This is a genomic window from Paenibacillus sp. FSL K6-2862, from assembly GCF_038005125.1.
Lineage (GTDB): Bacteria > Bacillota > Bacilli > Paenibacillales > Paenibacillaceae > Paenibacillus > Paenibacillus illinoisensis_A.
On record NZ_JBBOSN010000001.1, the window covers coordinates 356973 to 372806 of the forward strand.

The window sequence follows — 15834 nt, forward strand, 5'->3', positions numbered from 1 at the left end:
TCCATGCTTTATAATGCCATAAAGCATCAGGTGAGAGCGTCCTTAGGGACGTTCTTTTCATTGAGGACTAGGGTTCACGTTGAATGGGGTGCTCAAGTTCTGAATGACCCATCAGACTATCCAGTGCTTCACCATCTACAAGCACTTCCAATTGATTTATTTCATCAAACTGAAACATCGACGTGGTTAAAGCTTCCAAGGCCAGCAATTCTCCACTGCTGCCAAGCTTGGCTTCATCGGGGATATGAACATCCAAAGTCAACGTATCCTCGGCAGATTGGACGGAGAGCAGTTCAACCTTTTCCCATAGAGAGACCAGCTCAGTATCGTCACTGTTTTGTAAGGCTTCAAATGCTTTTTTGTATTTTTCGTCGTTCTCTACAAACTCCAGCTCAACTTCTCTTTTTTCCAGTTCCAGCACCTGTGTGTCGGCGAAGTATACTTCAACAGTCTGCTTCTCTTCCTTATTCGGCTCAACCTGAGTCCCACCATTGTTGGAAGGCTGTACGCTTCCGGAATGGTTGGGTTCATTCGTTCCGGATTCACTCACTGGTTTCTGGGCACACCCTGCGGCCATGATAAGAATGAACAAGAATAGTAGTCCGTATCCCATCTTTCGTTTCAACAAATCACATCCTTCGTTTGGTATAACGTTATATTTTATATCCCTAGATATTCCTTGATTCCATCAACTATTGCTTGTGCAGCTTTCGCCTGAACTTCTTCGGACGACATGGCCTTCTCTTCAGCAGCATTGCTCAAGAACCCAATTTCCAAGAGCACAGCAGGCATGGTGGTTTCCCGTATCACCTGCAAGCTGCCATTTTTGACACCCCTATCCTTGAATCCCAGAGCCTTCACCAAACGTTTATGAATGATATTGGCCAGGTCCTTGCTGCTGCTGCGCTGATAATAAAAGGTTTCTGTACCTGATGCCTGAGGTGAGGATGTTGCACTGTTGCCATGTATAGAGACAAAGACATCCGCATTTAACTCATTCGCCAGTTGAACGCGCTCGGAACGTGTGGGATAGATATCGCTGTCACGTGTCATGACCAGATCAATATCAGGCTCATTGAGCAGAAGAGCTTGTACTTTTAGACCCAATGCCAGAACGTATTCCTTCTCCGGTTTATTGGTGATACTTATGGTCCCTGGGTCACTGCCTCCGTGACCTGGATCAATCACGACGATTTTGCGTCCTGTATCGATGACGGGACTCACTGGCACGGGCGTTATGCTGTCCCCCGAAAGGTTGAGATCGATAAGCAGCTTGTCGGCAATCACGTTTTGATCGAACTGCACGTCCTTCACATTGTTTAATTCAACCACAATCCGAACTTGTCCGGGATCTCGTTTAAATAGGGAATATCTCACTTCCGATACATTGGGATATCCGATTACATCCAGATTTCCATTAAATCCCTTATCAAGTGGTTGTGCCAGGTCACCAAAGACCGTTCCAGGCAGATCCACAACCAGTCGATCCGGGTTCTTCAAGGTGGATATGACAGGCTGCACTTGTTCGCCATCCATGGACACGACAAGCTGATTATCGGCAAAAACAATATCTGTTACATGGGTTAACGACGTGGTGTCGCTGCCTCCTGAATCATCTCCAGATGCTTCGGCGGACTCATTATTGCTGCCAGTTAAGTATACGATCTTCTCCTGATTGTTCCATTTTACGCTAAGCCCCATCTCTTCACTGACAAAACGAATGGGTACCACCAGCGTTTTGTTTAAAATTTGTGGAGCCGTATTCAGGGTAACCTGTTTGTCAGCAACCATGGCTTGCTTCTGATCAACGGTGAGAGATATTACTTTTTCATTTTGCTGTATCTTCACCTGACGGGCTTGTTGATTCCAGTCGACTTTAAACTTCAAATTTTCTGCAACGACTCGGATCGGGATCATGACATTTTTATTGACGATGGTCACCTGAACGTCATTCGGAAGAGACAATTGCTCTCCATTCAAGAAGATTTTAGACGTGTTTGCAGCGGCATTTCCCTGAACAGGAAACAGAAAAAGGAAGAACAGGCTCAGAAACATAAATACAATTATTTTCTTCATGAATACACCTCAACATTTTTAGAGCTTGTAACTCACCGACATGGAAATTCAGAGTTCCCATCGGTAAAAAACAATTCATCTCCCATAATTTTACTACAATATATAAACAACAAATTTGTAAAAATGTTTCTTTTATTGATTTATTTAATTTTAGTGCTCAGATCTAGTATGATAGGTGACTCCATCTCTCAACCATGACATGGATTATATAAACGAAAGAAACGACCCCAGGGAGGCCGTCACTTGTACTGTATATAGATCAATTATTGCAATTTTAATGCTTTGGCTGTGCGCGCTTCTACTTCATCCATCAGAGAGGTCATATCCATACCCGCATGATTACCAAGCAGAATAATCGTTACGTCGTCTGATAGATTACGAGAGAAGGCTGTGGCAAAACCGCCTCCGCTGCCATTGTGGAAGACGGTGCGATTATCGCCTTTTTCCTTGAGAATCCAGGCATAGCCGTAATTTTTGTCCGAATAGGGCTTGTACATCTGTTCAATCGTCTCCTGACTGAGGATCTGATCGGTGTACAGTGCGCGGTCCCATTTGAGCATATCGTCAACCGTCGAATAGATCGTCCCTGATCCCGATTGTGACACGTAATAAGGAGCAGGCACCCACTTGTTATTTTCTGCGACGAAACCACTAATGGTTTTGACCTTGCGTGATGCCTCACCCGAGTTTTTCATGCCGAGCGGCTTCAGAATCGTTTGTTGAACATAGTCGGCATAACTCATGCCGGATACCTGTTCAATGACATAGGCGAGCAGCACATAGCCGCTATTGCTGTAGAGATAGGCAGTGCCCGGTTCGAACTTCAGCGTTTTGTGACGGATCTCCTCTACCGTTTCTTCCAGTGAGGTTCCTTCACCCCGACCAAATGCAGACGGAAGCCCGGAAGTTTGAGATAACAGCATATGCAGAGTCATCTCGTCACCCTTCGGAATACCAGAGATGTATTTGGAGATGGGATCTTCTACATTCAGCTTGCCATCTTCCGCGAGGCTGAGAATGGAAGCTGCCGTGAAGGATTTGCTCAGTGAAGCAATTCTTGTCTTCTGGTCCGGGCGGTTCAGCGTTTTCTCATCGGCCAGTCCATATCCTTGACGAAGCAATACTTCACCATTGCGGGCTATTAGGGCCATGCCAGGGAATTGAATTTCACGTAAATAAGCATCCACGCTGGTCACTTCCTTGTCCAGCAAACTGACTTTGTCCGTTTGGATGTTCACGCTCATCTGACCAGATGAGGTACGGCCGACTTTTATATCGGCTTTCAGGGCATTTGCTATAGGACGGACAGGTACCATAAGCGTACCGTTAACCGTACGGGATTTCACGCCTGCATCCAGGCGAACATGGTTGACCTTGATCGAGTCGCTGCCGGACTGGTGAACCAAAGTATCTCTTCCGACGGTGATGGTAGCTGTTTTGGTACGGTTATCCCATTTCAAGGAACCCTTCACCGACTGGACGACATCCCTAAGGGGTACGTACGTTGATCCGTTATAGATCTGAGGTGTATTCTTCCAGGATTGTGGTTCGCCATTCACTTCAATAAGAACTGCTTTCGTGTTCTGTGCAGCCGATATCGATGTGCTGAATTGTCCCAGCATCGGCCCTGCAACCAGAATGAACGCGAGCAGAATACGAAACAGGGATAAATAGGCCTTGGAAACCGATTGATGCTCGTGAGGCGATCTGCGTGTGATTTGAATCCTCTCCTTCCAGACTTTTCATGAATAACCAGCTTAAAATATTGTAAACGATCTCGCGGAGAGGGTCAAAATGGATGGAGAACAAGAGAATAGAAGAGCCTAACAAAAATAATAGAATTTCGATGATTTTTAGTATTCATACATAATGTTTTCATGATGTTCGTCCGATAAAAAGAAAGGTGAAGATGATGATGGGGGATAGTTCATATGAAGAAAAGGTTTCAACAATGGTTTGCGCCAACCGTAAAAAAACGTCTGGTCGCGGCGCTGCTTCTGTTTTTGATTGTGCCAAGCATCACCGTTGGTTGGTTATCTTACGATAAAGCCGCAGAACGGGTTAGAGAAGAACTCCTGCATTCTGCACAGGCCAAAACAGAGATGCTCAGTTTACAGATTGACCAGATGCTCAACATGGAGAAAGATAACGCCGCACAGCTCGCTGCGGGTTTTACTTCTGAGGATGTTATTAATAAATCGCCTGCACTGCAAAAACAAATGGATGATATGTCTCAAAACCATAAAGAACTGGGCGTGCTGACGATCGGTGCCGAGGATGGAAGCTGGATGAAGTCTCCTGATCCTGGGCAACAGATCTATGATCCGCGGGAACGCAGCTGGTATACGATGGGCATGGCATCGAATGATCCTATTATTTCGGACACATTCCAGTCAGCAACAACAGGAGAGTGGGTCGTGACTGCCTCTGCCAAGCTGGCTGATGGCAAAGGTGTATTTGGAGCCAATGTTAGTCTTAACCACTTAAAAGAAAATGTAGATCAGATTCATATTGGTGAAGAAGGAAAGCTGTACATGTTGGACAATGGCGGAAAGTTCCTGTTCCATTACAATATCGAATCGGGTGTGCAGTCAGATCAAGACTATATTAATGAAATGTACAAGAGCGACAAAGGAACCGTAACGTATACGTATGAAGGACAAGAAGTGGAAGCTGTATACTTTACGAACCCGGCAACGGGGTGGAAAATCGTCGGTGAGATGCTGCCTTCCGAAGCAGATGAAGCAGTTAGACCGATTATGATTCGAACCTATACACTTGTGGGAAGTTCACTAATCATCGGTATAATCCTGCTCATATTCATCATCCGAGGAATTGTTCGTCCATTGCAGCAGCTCACCCAGGCCGCATCCAAGGTCAGCGCCGGGGACCTTACGGTTCGTGTTGGGCTGAAGCGGCGGGATGAATTTGGACAGCTTGGAGACAGCTTCGATTCCATGACTTCATCGCTGCGCAATGTTCTTGGAGAGGTGCATGATACGTCGAGCCAGCTCGCGGCATCATCCGAGGAATTGATGGCCAGTTCGGAACAGACGTCCAAAGCAACAGAACAGGTTGCCGAGCTGATGCAGAACGCAGCGGAAGGAACGACCAAACAAAATGACAGTCTTGCGGCAACGGGTCAGCTTGTCGGAGAGATGTCCATTGGTGTCAAAGAAATCTCTTCCAGCGCCGAAGAGACGGCCCGCATTGCAGGGGAAGCTTCGAACAAGTCCGAAGCCGGAATGGTAACCGTGGAAGAAGCGGTCGCTCATATTCAGCGGGTCAACGAAGAGAGTGAAGCCATGGCGGCAGTCATTGAGGATCTCCGGGCAAAAAATGAAGAGATTATTCAGATCGTTACCGAAATTACCACCATTGCGAAACAGACCAATATTCTCGCGTTGAATGCGAGCATTGAAGCTGCCAGAGCTGGAGAGCAAGGACGCGGATTTGCTGTTGTAGCCAATGAGGTTAAAGCTTTGGCACATAATTCAGGAAGTTCTGCCGAGCGGATTAATGAGTTGATGCGTGAAATGCAGGAGAAAACGTACGCAGTGCAGTCCACCTTTGCACGTACAGGTGAAGGTATGGTGAAAGGTTCGGAGCTGATTACCGAAGCGGGCGATGCGTTCCGTACCATTCGAGATGCGGTGCAGCTGGTTGCTGCTCAAGCCGGAGAAGTATCTGCGGCATCCCGTCAGATTGATGGAGGAATGAATCACGTAACCAAAGCTGTCAATGACACCATTGTGTTGTCTGATCAGATCGCATCCGGTACGGAAGATGGTTCTGCTGCAGCACAGGAGCAGCTTGCCACGATGGAAGAAGTGGCAGCTTCCTCTGCCGCATTGTCTCGAATGGCTGAAGATCTGCAGAGCATGATTGAACGTTTCAAGCTATAACCGATTAAATTGAATAAAGCGGTGCCTCTGAGTTAGAAAGGGGATAAACCGTAGAGTACCAGCGTCAGCATGACGATGACAACGAGACTGCAGGGTCAATTCCCTGTAGTCTTTTTTTATTGGAATAAGTATGCCCTGGTAACCTCACTGGAGAGCTTAACTCATTGAGAAGAGAGCATACAGAAGATGGTTATTGACTTTAAACAAACAAAATTATAATATATCTATAAATAAACAAACTTATATCGAATTATTGAGTGGTATTAATTGTCGATTGGGATATCTAATAAAAGTATAAAAAGGAGTTTGTCCAATGAAATCATCGGAACCATTATTGCAGACGGCCACGCTCGAAGAGATCAAGCGGGGATATCTCGCGGAAGGGCCAACCTTTACATGTATCTGCTGTGACTATAAAACAGAGGCGGGAATTGTCTATCCCGAGGAAGGTGTTCTCTATGAGGCAGAGAGATATATGCGTGTTCATATCGAGAAGACCCATGGATCTGTTTTTGAATACTTGCTGGAGCTGGATAAAAGTGTAACAGGCCTATCCGACGTGCAGCGGGGGTTACTTGGCCAGTTTTATGAAGGGAAGAAGGATACCGAAGTGCAGAAGGCACTGGGGATCGGTAGTGCGTCCACCATTCGGAATCACCGGTTTGTGTTGAAGGAGAAAGAACGGCAGGCCAAAATCTTTTTGGCATTAATGGAACTGCTAAAAAGCAAAGATGACTATGCTCCTGCCGAGCTCGTACTGCCTGTCACAAGACATGTGCATACGATCAACTATAAACAGTTTGATATCTCGGAACAGGATCGTGAAAAAGTGCTGGCCAAGTATTTTCCAGAAGGTACAGATGGTCCGCTGTCGAGTTTTCACATGCAGCAGAAGCATAAATATATCGTTCTCACTGAAATCGCCAAACGGTTCGAGCCAAAACGCCACTATACCGAGAAACAGGTTAACGAGGTCTTAAAACAAATCTATGAGGACTACGTGGAACTGAGGAGATATCTGATCGACTACGGTTTCCTGAATCGTGAAGAGGACGGCAGTCAGTACTGGTTAAACCTCTCGGCAGAGCAAGAAGAGAAGAAGAATAATAAACAAACGGAAACGGGAAGCGGGAAAGGAGAGAACGAAGAAATGAATCGGCGCAAAGAACTTCAGGAGCAGGCCAAGGAAATCAAGACGGAGGCTGGAATATACCAGATTCGGAATGAACGCAACGGTAAAGTCTACCTGGATAGCACATTGAATCTGAAAACGATCAATGGACAGAAATTCATGCTGCAAATGGGCAGCCATCTGAACAAGCAGCTGCAGGCGGAATGGAATGAATACGGTGATGATGCGTTTACGATTGAAGTGCTGGAAGTATTGAAAAAAGAGGATAACCCCTATTTTGACACCAAGGATGCACTTGCCAAATGTTTGGATCGTTGGATGGATCAGCTTGAGCCATACGGCGAACAAGGTTATCACGGGGACAAAAAAGGTAGTAGTCAGTAATTCCACAGCATATTTATTTCGGGCTTACCAAGTCCATGACCTTAACAGGTTATGGACTTTTTTGCATGAGAGATCTATTTGCATCTGTTCTGTAAAGGAGAAATCTGTCTCTCCCTCATTCACTCAACTTGTGGTATATTTCTAAATTAATATAAAGGAATCGTATTTACATCTCTGAAGGGATGAGAAGGAGTTGCAACAGAATTGGATAAATCAATGCCCATGGTCACAAAATCGGAAGACATCTTAGAGACTCGGGATCATGCCACGTTTATGCAGGGGGTAAAGGATTGCATTCCAACCCTGCTTGGCTATTTGAGTATTGGGTTTGCAGCAGGTGTCATCGAAATGACAGCAGGACTCAGTATGGCGGAAATCGCCCTGCTGAGTCTGATCTTATATGCAGGTTCGGCCCAGTTTATTGCTGCAGGCATGCTCGCATCGAACGGATCGGCAGCAGCGATCATCTTCACGATTTTCTTTGTCAATCTGCGACATCTATTACTCAGTGCAGCCGTATCGCCGTATTTCAGGCACCTGACCCCACTCAAAAACATGTGGATTGGCTCCCTGCTCACGGATGAATCGTTCGGAGTGGCGATGACTCGCGCAATTGGCCGCAAAACATTAAGTGAACGTTGGATGCATGGATTGAATATTACAGCTTATCTGAATTGGTTCGCAGCCAACATGGCAGGAGCTTATTTCGGGCGCTGGATTACCAATCCGGAGCAGTTTGGACTGGATTTTGCCCTGCCGGCCATGTTTATCGGCCTAATCGTGCTCCAGTTAATCCATCGGAAAAACAGAAAGCTGCACATCAATGTAGCCATTATTGCCGTGGTGTGTGTGGTACTAGCGAGTATGGCCTCTTTGGGCAGCATGAGCATTATAGTGGCTGCAGTCGTTGCAGCAACGATGGGAGTTGTCATGGAACGATGGAAGTAAGATGGGATGTATTTTGGATTATTATCGGGTCCGCCTTGTTGACCTTTATTCCCCGGGTGCTGCCCCTAATGCTGTTTAGCAAAATACAGATTCCGGTATGGCTGCTTCGCTGGCTGGAATATGTACCTGTGGCCGTGATGGCAGCATTAATTGGTCAGGAGCTGTTGATGTCTGGCAACCAGCTGGTACCGCTCACCCAAAATGCTGCACTGTGGGCCGCGCTGCCTACCTTTGTGGTAGCGATCTGGACGCGAAGCCTTCTCGGTACGGTTCTTGTGGGCATTGTAGCGATGATGATTTTGCGTTATGTGCTCGGGTAGAGGACGCAAGAGGTACAGGTAATTCCTTCAGACTAACGGTTAATAATGTTCTATAGACCTATGTAGTAGAACTGAGGTATCCGTTAAGAATGAAGGGAGCGAAGGTGAATGGGTAATACGAGGAAAAAGGTCCTGATCACAGGTGCTGCTGGCGTAATCGGTCGCAGTCTGCTGGACGGTCTGAGGGAAATGGACAAGTATGATATTGTTGCGGCTGACCTTCAGGATGATCCTGGAGCAGGTATTGTCCCCATGGATGTTACGGACGCAGAAAGGCTGCAAGAGTTGATGCGAGGAGTGCATACTGTGCTGCACATTGCCTGGGCCAAGGATGAAGAGGACTTCTTGGGTAAAGTTCTACCGATCAATGTTACAGGAGCTTACCATGTATATGAAGCAGCACGAATGAATGGTGTTCAGCGTGTCATTTTTGCAAGCTCTAACCATGCAACTGGCTTTTACCGTACAGGTGAAGAGATTGAGGTCGACGACCCCTATCGCCCTGACAGCTTCTATGGCCTCAGCAAATGTTATATTGAACTGCTTGGCCGATATTATGTGGACAAGTATGACCTGTCTTCATTCAACATTCGGATCGGCAACTTCTCCGGGGATGATTATCCGCATTCCGAGCGCTCTGCCCATATCTGGATATCCCCGAGGGATATGGTGCAGCTCGCTGTGTGCTGTATTGAAGCCGATTCCGGGATGAAGTATCTTAATCTATATGGAACCTCCGCGAATAGCGACAATTATTATGATATCGGTTATTTGGCTGAAAAAATTGGATACCGCCCGGAAGACGATGCTGCCGCGCTGTGGGAAGAAGCGAAGCGCAGAGGTGCGCCGGATAAGCAGGATGAGACGAAATATCAGGGTGGAGGATATGTGGCAAAAGACCAGTAGGGCGTTTAGTTGAACTGTTGAAAACGCTATTTTCTATTGAACCGGAAAGGGATAAAATGGAGACTGTAGGATCAAGGTTTCCATTTTGCATAAGAGGAAGGAACGGTTTAAATCATGAGTACAAGTCCATCCGTAATATTGTTTCAGGGAGATTCCATTACAGACGGAGGAAGATCGCGGAACGATGATCCGAATCACTTTCTGGGACATGGCTACGCTTATTTGATCTCAAGCAGATTGGGTGCGGAGCTGGCAGAGAAGCAGCCCACTTTCTACAACAGGGGGGTTAGTGGGGATCGCGCATCCGATCTGTATGCACGCTGGAATGAAGATACCTTTAGTTTGAAGCCGGAGCTGATCAGCATTCTGATCGGTGTGAATGACGCCTGGCGTATAATGAATAATGAACGGAGCGGGGTGACGGATCGTCTTGGACGGGCATATCGTCATCTGCTTGAAGAAACGCGGGAAGTGCTCCCGAATACAGGGCTCGTGTTGATGGAACCCTTCATTCTGAAAACCGGCGCTACGGTGGACAAATGGGATGCATGGCAGGAGAAAATAGGCCAATATCAACGCCTTGTCCGGGAGCTCGCGGATGAGTTCGATGCTGTGTTCGTTCCATTGCAGGATGTGCTCAATCAAGCGACTGAAAAGGCAGAGGCATCCTATTGGTTGTGGGATGGTGTGCATCCAACGGCGGCAGGTCATGAACTGATTGCACGTCAATGGTTATCTGTCGTACAGGACAGCAAACTTAAAATCCAATAGGAAAAAAGAGCAGAGGGTCCTGTGCAATCCTCTGCTCTTTTTTTACATAGACGAACATCCGAAAATAAATTATAGAAAAGTTACATATTTAGAAATCCCTTGTTTTATTTCCAAAGAGGAGGGTAATTAAGAAGCGTAGCACACTATACTCAATACCCGATAAGGAGTGAATTCAAAATGGCACAGAATAACCAAAACGGAAAAATGAGCCGTGAAGAAGCAGGACGTAAGGGCGGAGAGGCAACCTCGAAGAACCATGACAAGGATTTCTATCAGGAGATCGGCAGCAAAGGCGGGGAAGCTACATCAAAATCCCACGACCGTGAGTTCTATCAAGAGATTGGAAGTGAGGGCGGAAGCGCCCGGGGCAGCAGTGACGGAAATGACGATCAGGATGGCAAAATGAGCCGCGAAGAAGCAGGGCGCAAGGGTGGACAAGCCCGGTCACGGAATCGGAAAAATTAATCATTGATATAGAAGCAAGCGTGAAAAAAACGTAATTCTAGCAAACAAGGCCAGATCTCACCTGTGGAAAAGGGTGGGTCTGGCCTTATTTATTCATTTAATGTTGTACGGATAATCTAGGCTCTAGGCGATATGTGGTTCAATGGCTTGTCGATAGCTGAGCAGGGATTCATCAATGATGGTATGCAAGAAAACAGGATCCATGCCCTGCAGCAGTGATTCTGCATAACGCCAGGCGTTTTCTTCAATACGCAACCGGATCTCTGCCTGCTCAGGAGCCGAAAGGGGACCATCAAGAAGGTTGGAGAGATATGCTAATTCCGTATCCTCTGCATGACCCAGTTCATGAGCCAGAATGACATAAATATAGGCTTGCAATGGAGCTAGCGTACCGAAGAGCATCCGGCATTGCTCCATGATCTCTTTTTTGTACAGATATACGGTGTGACTCCCCATGTGATATTTACCTCCGACGAGGCGATTGTCCGGAAAATGGGATTCGACCTGGACAAGCACCCGGCTATCCGAGCGTTGCAGCAGCTCCGTTACAGCCTGATCAAATAATTCAGTATTCAGTATGGTTCACCTGTCCTCATAATAGAATAAAATGCATATGCAATGAGTACCGACAACTCTTTTACGAGAAAACAGTCTGAAAAGTTTCAGTTATTTTCATATTATTTGTTTTTTTACATAAGATTAGCCGAATTCCCTTCATTTTTACTATCTAATAAGCTAAAATGAAATCGGTTACAAAAATGGGGAGGAATTCTTATGAAGGTTCACCCTGGATTACGTTGGACGGCAGATCACATCGCTGCGGCTATGAAACATGGAATGTCCAATGGTTTGGAGCTTATCCATCACTGGAAAGACAGGCTCACGGACACGTGGAATGACCCCGTTTACGCCGGCTTTTGGTCGGATTTAGAAGGTTATGAACAGAAGGCACTCACAGAGAACCTGCCTGAACTATCTTTTTCCCTATTTCGTCAATTCAGGGATACGGGTGAGCGTCAAGCGTATGAGCAGGCCTATTTTGAAAGGCGCGGAAGGCTTGTTTCGCTGGGGCTGCTGGTGGCAGTATCGCCGTCTTCCTCTCGTTTGCATCTGCTGGAGGATCTGATCTGGAGTGTTTGTACCGAACAAACCTGGTGTCTGTCTGCCCATATACCGGAAGGGGAAGAAGCTGGCGCAAGAACACATATTGATCTATTCGCTGCAGAGACCGCACAGATGCTGGCAGAGCTAGTTGTGATACTGGATGACATGCTGGATGAACGTGTGATTCGGATGGTCAAGGCGGAGGTAGAAGACAGGATATTTACTCCATTGTACAGGGAGCAGCGGACTTACGGTTGGGAAGAGGCAAATCACAACTGGTCAGCCGTTTGCAGTGGAGGATGCGGAATGGCTGCTCTCCTTTTATTGGAGGATGAGCGTCTTAGAACCATGGCTGTGCAGCACACGGTTCGATCCATGAATGCATTTTTGAGTGGTTACGGGCCGGATGGAGGATGTGCTGAAGGTGTGGGCTACTGGGTGTACGGGTTCGGATTCTATACCTATTACGCAGAGATGCTGAGATTGTTCAGTGCAGGTGAACTGGATATGTTGTCAGAACCCAAGACGGGAGCGATTGCTGCTTTCCCGGGAAATATTCATTTATCGGATGGGGTATTTATCAACTATTCGGACAGTCGCGAGCGGGAGACGCTTCCGTCCGGTCTGCTATCCCTTTTATCCGAACGGCAGCAGATTCTAATCAACTCCGGGCTTCACATCCCGCTTCTCTCCCAGGATCCCTGCCGCAGGTGGGCTCATGCTCTCCGCAATGTACTGTGGACTAATCCGGCTAAGTTCGAGAGTGAGACTGAATCGGGTGAGCCCGGGGCTCCGATTTACTTGGAGGATTTGTCGTGGGTGATAGCACGAGGGACGCTGACAACAAGCGAACAGCAGGAAGTAAAGGTGGCCTTTTCGGTAAAAGGAGGTCATAACGCAGAGCCTCATAATCATAATGATCTGGGACACTTCATCCTTCATGGCGGAGGTGAAAACATTCTCTGTGATCCAGGCTCAGGCGAGTATACTCAAGCCTACTTCGCACCTGGTAGGGAAAGCATTCTGCAAATTGGCTCTCAGGGGCACAGCGTTCCTGTCATTGAAGGAACGGGTCAACAATCCGGAAGACAAGCCGAAGCCAAAATGCTACATATTAAGCACCTGCCATCACAGGGGATAGAGGCTGAATTGGATCTGACATCAGCTTATTCTGAGGCTCCTACACTGGCAAGATATATCCGGCGGTTACGATGGCACGGTTCAGCTGGAAATTCCGAAGCAGAGCTTTTCCTTGAAGACCACTACCAATGGCACCCACCTTCCGGTATTCAGAGAGGGGAGCCCTTGGATGTAAAACCGCTAGTTGCCCAACATTTTATCAGTCGAATCGAACCTGTCTTGCAAGAAACAGGAGTACGATGGGAAGGAAGCAGGGCTGTGGTGTTCATGGCGTACGATGCTGAATGCTGGAATGCACAGATCGAAGTGATCGAGACCGTGGATCATGATCACCTGCCACAGAAGTTTTACCGCACCGCATTAATCTTACGGCAAACCGCAGATGAAAGCGGTAACTCTCGGGATCATTCCGTACAGGAGACAAGGTGCAGACTCAAATTCACCATGTATCCGAGGTAATTCCATTCAAAGGATGAGAATTGAAGACAATCCGGGCTGAACTGTTGCAAGGAAACCACTGAAGGCTGCGTACAGATATAGTCCATTAAAGTTGCGTACGTGTATGAGTAAATAAATAAGGATACGAAAAGAGGAGGCAAAGCTCGTGAGTACATCGACATCGGTAACATGGGTTGAAGAAGCTTGGCGGCAGGGCGCGGACAAAACCATTCGCAACGCACAGCGAATCAAGGATACCTTTCCACACATCTCTCCGCAGGGGACGTATGACCAGAATGATCCGGAATGGTGGACAGCCGGCTTCTGGCCAGGATTGTTATGGCTTGTGTATGGTGAGTCCCCTGAAAATGTAGATGCTGCTTCATTGTCTCGTATTGCAGATAGCTGTGAACGGCAGCTGGAGGGATGCCTCCGTAATCCGGATTCGGTGGATCACGATCTTGGTTTCATCTGGCTGCTCAGCGGCGTAGCATCGTACCGCCAGACTGGCAGCCTGGACAGCCGGCGGCGGGGGATGCTTGCTGCCAATCTATTTGCTGCTCGCTTCAATGTACGTGGTCAGTTCATTCGTGCCTGGAACTTCAACTCGCCCACAATGGATACGCGCGGCGTAGCCATCATCGACAGCATGATGAACCTGCCGCTGCTCTACTGGGCATCGGAGCAGAGCGGCGATCCCCGCTTCCGCTTGCTGGCGGAAGCACACGCGGACACGGTTGCGCGCGAGTTCGTCCGCGCAGACGGGTCCATCTGCCACGTGGTGGAGTTTGATCCACACACGGGGCAGAAGCTGCGAGAGCATGGCGGACAGGGCCATGCTCCGGGTTCCGCCTGGGCGCGGGGCACCGCCTGGGCGCTGCATGGTTTTGCGCTGTCTTACCGGTATACGGGCGAAGCCCGCTATCTGGAGACAGCGGAACGCGCGGCCGATTTCTTCCTCGCCATGCTTGGCGAAGATATCGTGCCGTTCTGGGATTTTCGCGCACCGGCGGAGCATCAGGTGGCGTGGGATTCGTCCGCCGCTGCGATTGCGGCGAGCGGTCTGCTTGAGCTGGCGAAGCTGTCGCCACGCGGTGAAGAGTATGCCGCAGCGGGTGAGCGCATCGCTCGCGGCCTGCATGAGCGCTACAGCTCAGGCGAGTCAGCTGCGGAAGAGGGGCTGATCATGCAGGGAACCGTGCATTACCCGGAAGGAAGGGGATTGAATGTGCCGATCATCTACGGCGATTATTTCTATATGGAAGCGCTGGCTAAGCTGCGTGGACGTCCGGGTCTATTTTAACCTCAACATGTCGGAGAATTAAATCATTGAAATAAAAAACCACCTGAAGCAGCCTATCTTCCACGGGACTGTTTTGGGTGGTTTTTCGTGATATGAGTTAGATGATTTATTTGTTTTTCTTCGATGGCACGCGCCTGAGGATCACAAAGTCCGCTGAAGATTGATCGGGATATCGCTGCGGGATGATCTCTTGAACCTTGAAGTCGGGATAGTCAAATAAATAATGGAACAGGTTGCGATCCTGAATCGTGTCCACACCCGGGTTGCCGTTTTCCTTCAACCTGGTGTACAGTACAACCCATTCCTTCGATGAATGCAAAATATCATATAAGGTATTGCGGAAATCCGTCTCATCCGTGATGTGGTACAGCACATCCAGACACACTGTAAGGTCTGCCGTCAGAAAACCCCGGTTAATCCATAGGCCAGGTGTATACAGCATGAAGCTTTTGGAGGAGTCCGTGGCAAATTTTGAGGCACACAAGCGCACCGAAGAGGCTGCGACATCGACACCGAGGTATTCTTTATAATTCATATACTGCAGCTGGTTGCCGTCCCCACATCCAAACTCGATTACGCTGGTAATACCCTCCTGTTGGATCAATCCGTTCATAATCTCGGCCTTGAACTCAGCCAGAACCCCGTATGATCCACGTCCAGAAGTTTCTCCGGAACGGTATGTCTGCTCCCAATATCCAATGTAATCAAAGGGCTGCCGCATGTTTATCCTCCTATCATGTACAATTCAGTTGCTTGGCGCATGAAAAGTAGCAATATAGATAGGTTATGCGGAATGCTGGCGGGTATGATTCCCTGAAGAGAGATGAGACAACGGAATTGCTTTCCAATCATTTTTCTGAAAAATCGCTGAAAGCCTAAACATCTGGAAAGAACTTGCCGACATTAAAATTAAGGAAAAAAATGATGATAATCGGGGGGAAA

Annotated in this window: 14 protein-coding genes; 9 read left to right on the forward strand and 5 right to left on the reverse strand. The window is 47.8% G+C overall.

Features of this window, described 5'->3' with window-relative positions; genetic code table 11:
* Positions 1-67 precede the first annotated feature (67 nt).
* The 3 genes from MHB82_RS01740 to MHB82_RS01750 form a co-directional block, all read right to left on the reverse strand.
* A complete protein-coding gene (locus MHB82_RS01740) occupies positions 68-625 on the reverse strand; it encodes a GerMN domain-containing protein (RefSeq protein WP_341173658.1) in 558 nt (185 codons plus the stop codon).
* A gap of 35 nt (positions 626-660) precedes the next feature.
* Entirely contained in the window at positions 661-2076 is a 1416-nt protein-coding gene (locus tag MHB82_RS01745; RefSeq protein ID WP_341173659.1) for an N-acetylmuramoyl-L-alanine amidase family protein, read from the reverse strand.
* 263 nt (positions 2077-2339) lie between these two features.
* Positions 2340-3698: a serine hydrolase gene (locus tag MHB82_RS01750; protein ID WP_110756631.1), complete on the reverse strand. Its 1359-nt coding sequence runs from the start codon at positions 3696-3698 to the stop codon at positions 2340-2342.
* A 309-nt stretch (positions 3699-4007) separates the two neighbouring features.
* Here MHB82_RS01750 and MHB82_RS01755 point away from each other — a divergent pair, with 309 nt between their 5' ends.
* The 7 genes from MHB82_RS01755 to MHB82_RS01785 all read left to right on the forward strand — a co-directional run bounded on the left by MHB82_RS01755 (position 4008) and on the right by MHB82_RS01785 (position 10907).
* Entirely contained in the window at positions 4008-5981 is a 1974-nt protein-coding gene (locus tag MHB82_RS01755; protein WP_341173660.1) for a methyl-accepting chemotaxis protein, read from the forward strand.
* Between the two features lie 313 nt (positions 5982-6294).
* Positions 6295-7497, forward strand: coding sequence for a DUF2087 domain-containing protein (locus MHB82_RS01760; protein ID WP_341173661.1), 1203 nt, complete (start codon positions 6295-6297; stop codon positions 7495-7497).
* A 222-nt stretch (positions 7498-7719) separates the two neighbouring features.
* Positions 7720-8445: an AzlC family ABC transporter permease gene (locus MHB82_RS01765; protein ID WP_246058504.1), complete on the forward strand. Its 726-nt coding sequence runs from the start codon at positions 7720-7722 to the stop codon at positions 8443-8445.
* Complete coding sequence (locus MHB82_RS01770; RefSeq protein ID WP_095291558.1) at positions 8436-8765, forward strand: AzlD domain-containing protein; 330 nt, start codon at positions 8436-8438, stop codon at positions 8763-8765. The genes MHB82_RS01765 and MHB82_RS01770 overlap by 10 nt, the downstream gene beginning before the upstream one ends.
* Positions 8766-8873: 108 nt before the next feature.
* Positions 8874-9671 (forward strand): NAD-dependent epimerase/dehydratase family protein, encoded by a 798-nt coding sequence (locus MHB82_RS01775; protein ID WP_341173662.1) that lies wholly within the window; start codon positions 8874-8876, stop codon positions 9669-9671.
* Positions 9672-9785: 114 nt separating this feature from the next.
* Positions 9786-10442 (forward strand): SGNH/GDSL hydrolase family protein, encoded by a 657-nt coding sequence (locus MHB82_RS01780; protein WP_341173663.1) that lies wholly within the window; start codon positions 9786-9788, stop codon positions 10440-10442.
* Between the two features lie 177 nt (positions 10443-10619).
* Positions 10620-10907, forward strand: a complete 288-nt coding sequence (locus tag MHB82_RS01785) for a KGG domain-containing protein (RefSeq protein ID WP_095361647.1) — start codon at positions 10620-10622, stop codon at positions 10905-10907.
* A gap of 123 nt (positions 10908-11030) precedes the next feature.
* On the opposite strand, the gene MHB82_RS01790 is transcribed toward MHB82_RS01785, so the two are convergent.
* Positions 11031-11363: a hypothetical protein gene (locus tag MHB82_RS01790; protein WP_095361646.1), complete on the reverse strand. Its 333-nt coding sequence runs from the start codon at positions 11361-11363 to the stop codon at positions 11031-11033.
* 318 nt (positions 11364-11681) lie between these two features.
* Here MHB82_RS01790 and MHB82_RS01795 point away from each other — a divergent pair, with 318 nt between their 5' ends.
* Both MHB82_RS01795 and MHB82_RS01800 read left to right on the forward strand, forming a co-directional pair.
* Positions 11682-13610 carry a heparinase II/III family protein gene (locus MHB82_RS01795; RefSeq protein ID WP_341173664.1) on the forward strand — a complete coding sequence of 643 codons (1929 nt, stop codon included), beginning with the start codon at positions 11682-11684 and terminating at the stop codon, positions 13608-13610.
* 145 nt (positions 13611-13755) lie between these two features.
* Positions 13756-14892 carry a glycosyl hydrolase gene (locus tag MHB82_RS01800; protein ID WP_341173665.1) on the forward strand — a complete coding sequence of 379 codons (1137 nt, stop codon included), beginning with the start codon at positions 13756-13758 and terminating at the stop codon, positions 14890-14892.
* Between the two features lie 106 nt (positions 14893-14998).
* Here the strand turns inward: MHB82_RS01800 and MHB82_RS01805 are convergent, their stop codons facing one another.
* A complete protein-coding gene (locus MHB82_RS01805) occupies positions 14999-15613 on the reverse strand; it encodes a class I SAM-dependent methyltransferase (RefSeq protein ID WP_341173666.1) in 615 nt (204 codons plus the stop codon).
* Between the last annotated feature and the right edge of the window lie 221 nt (positions 15614-15834).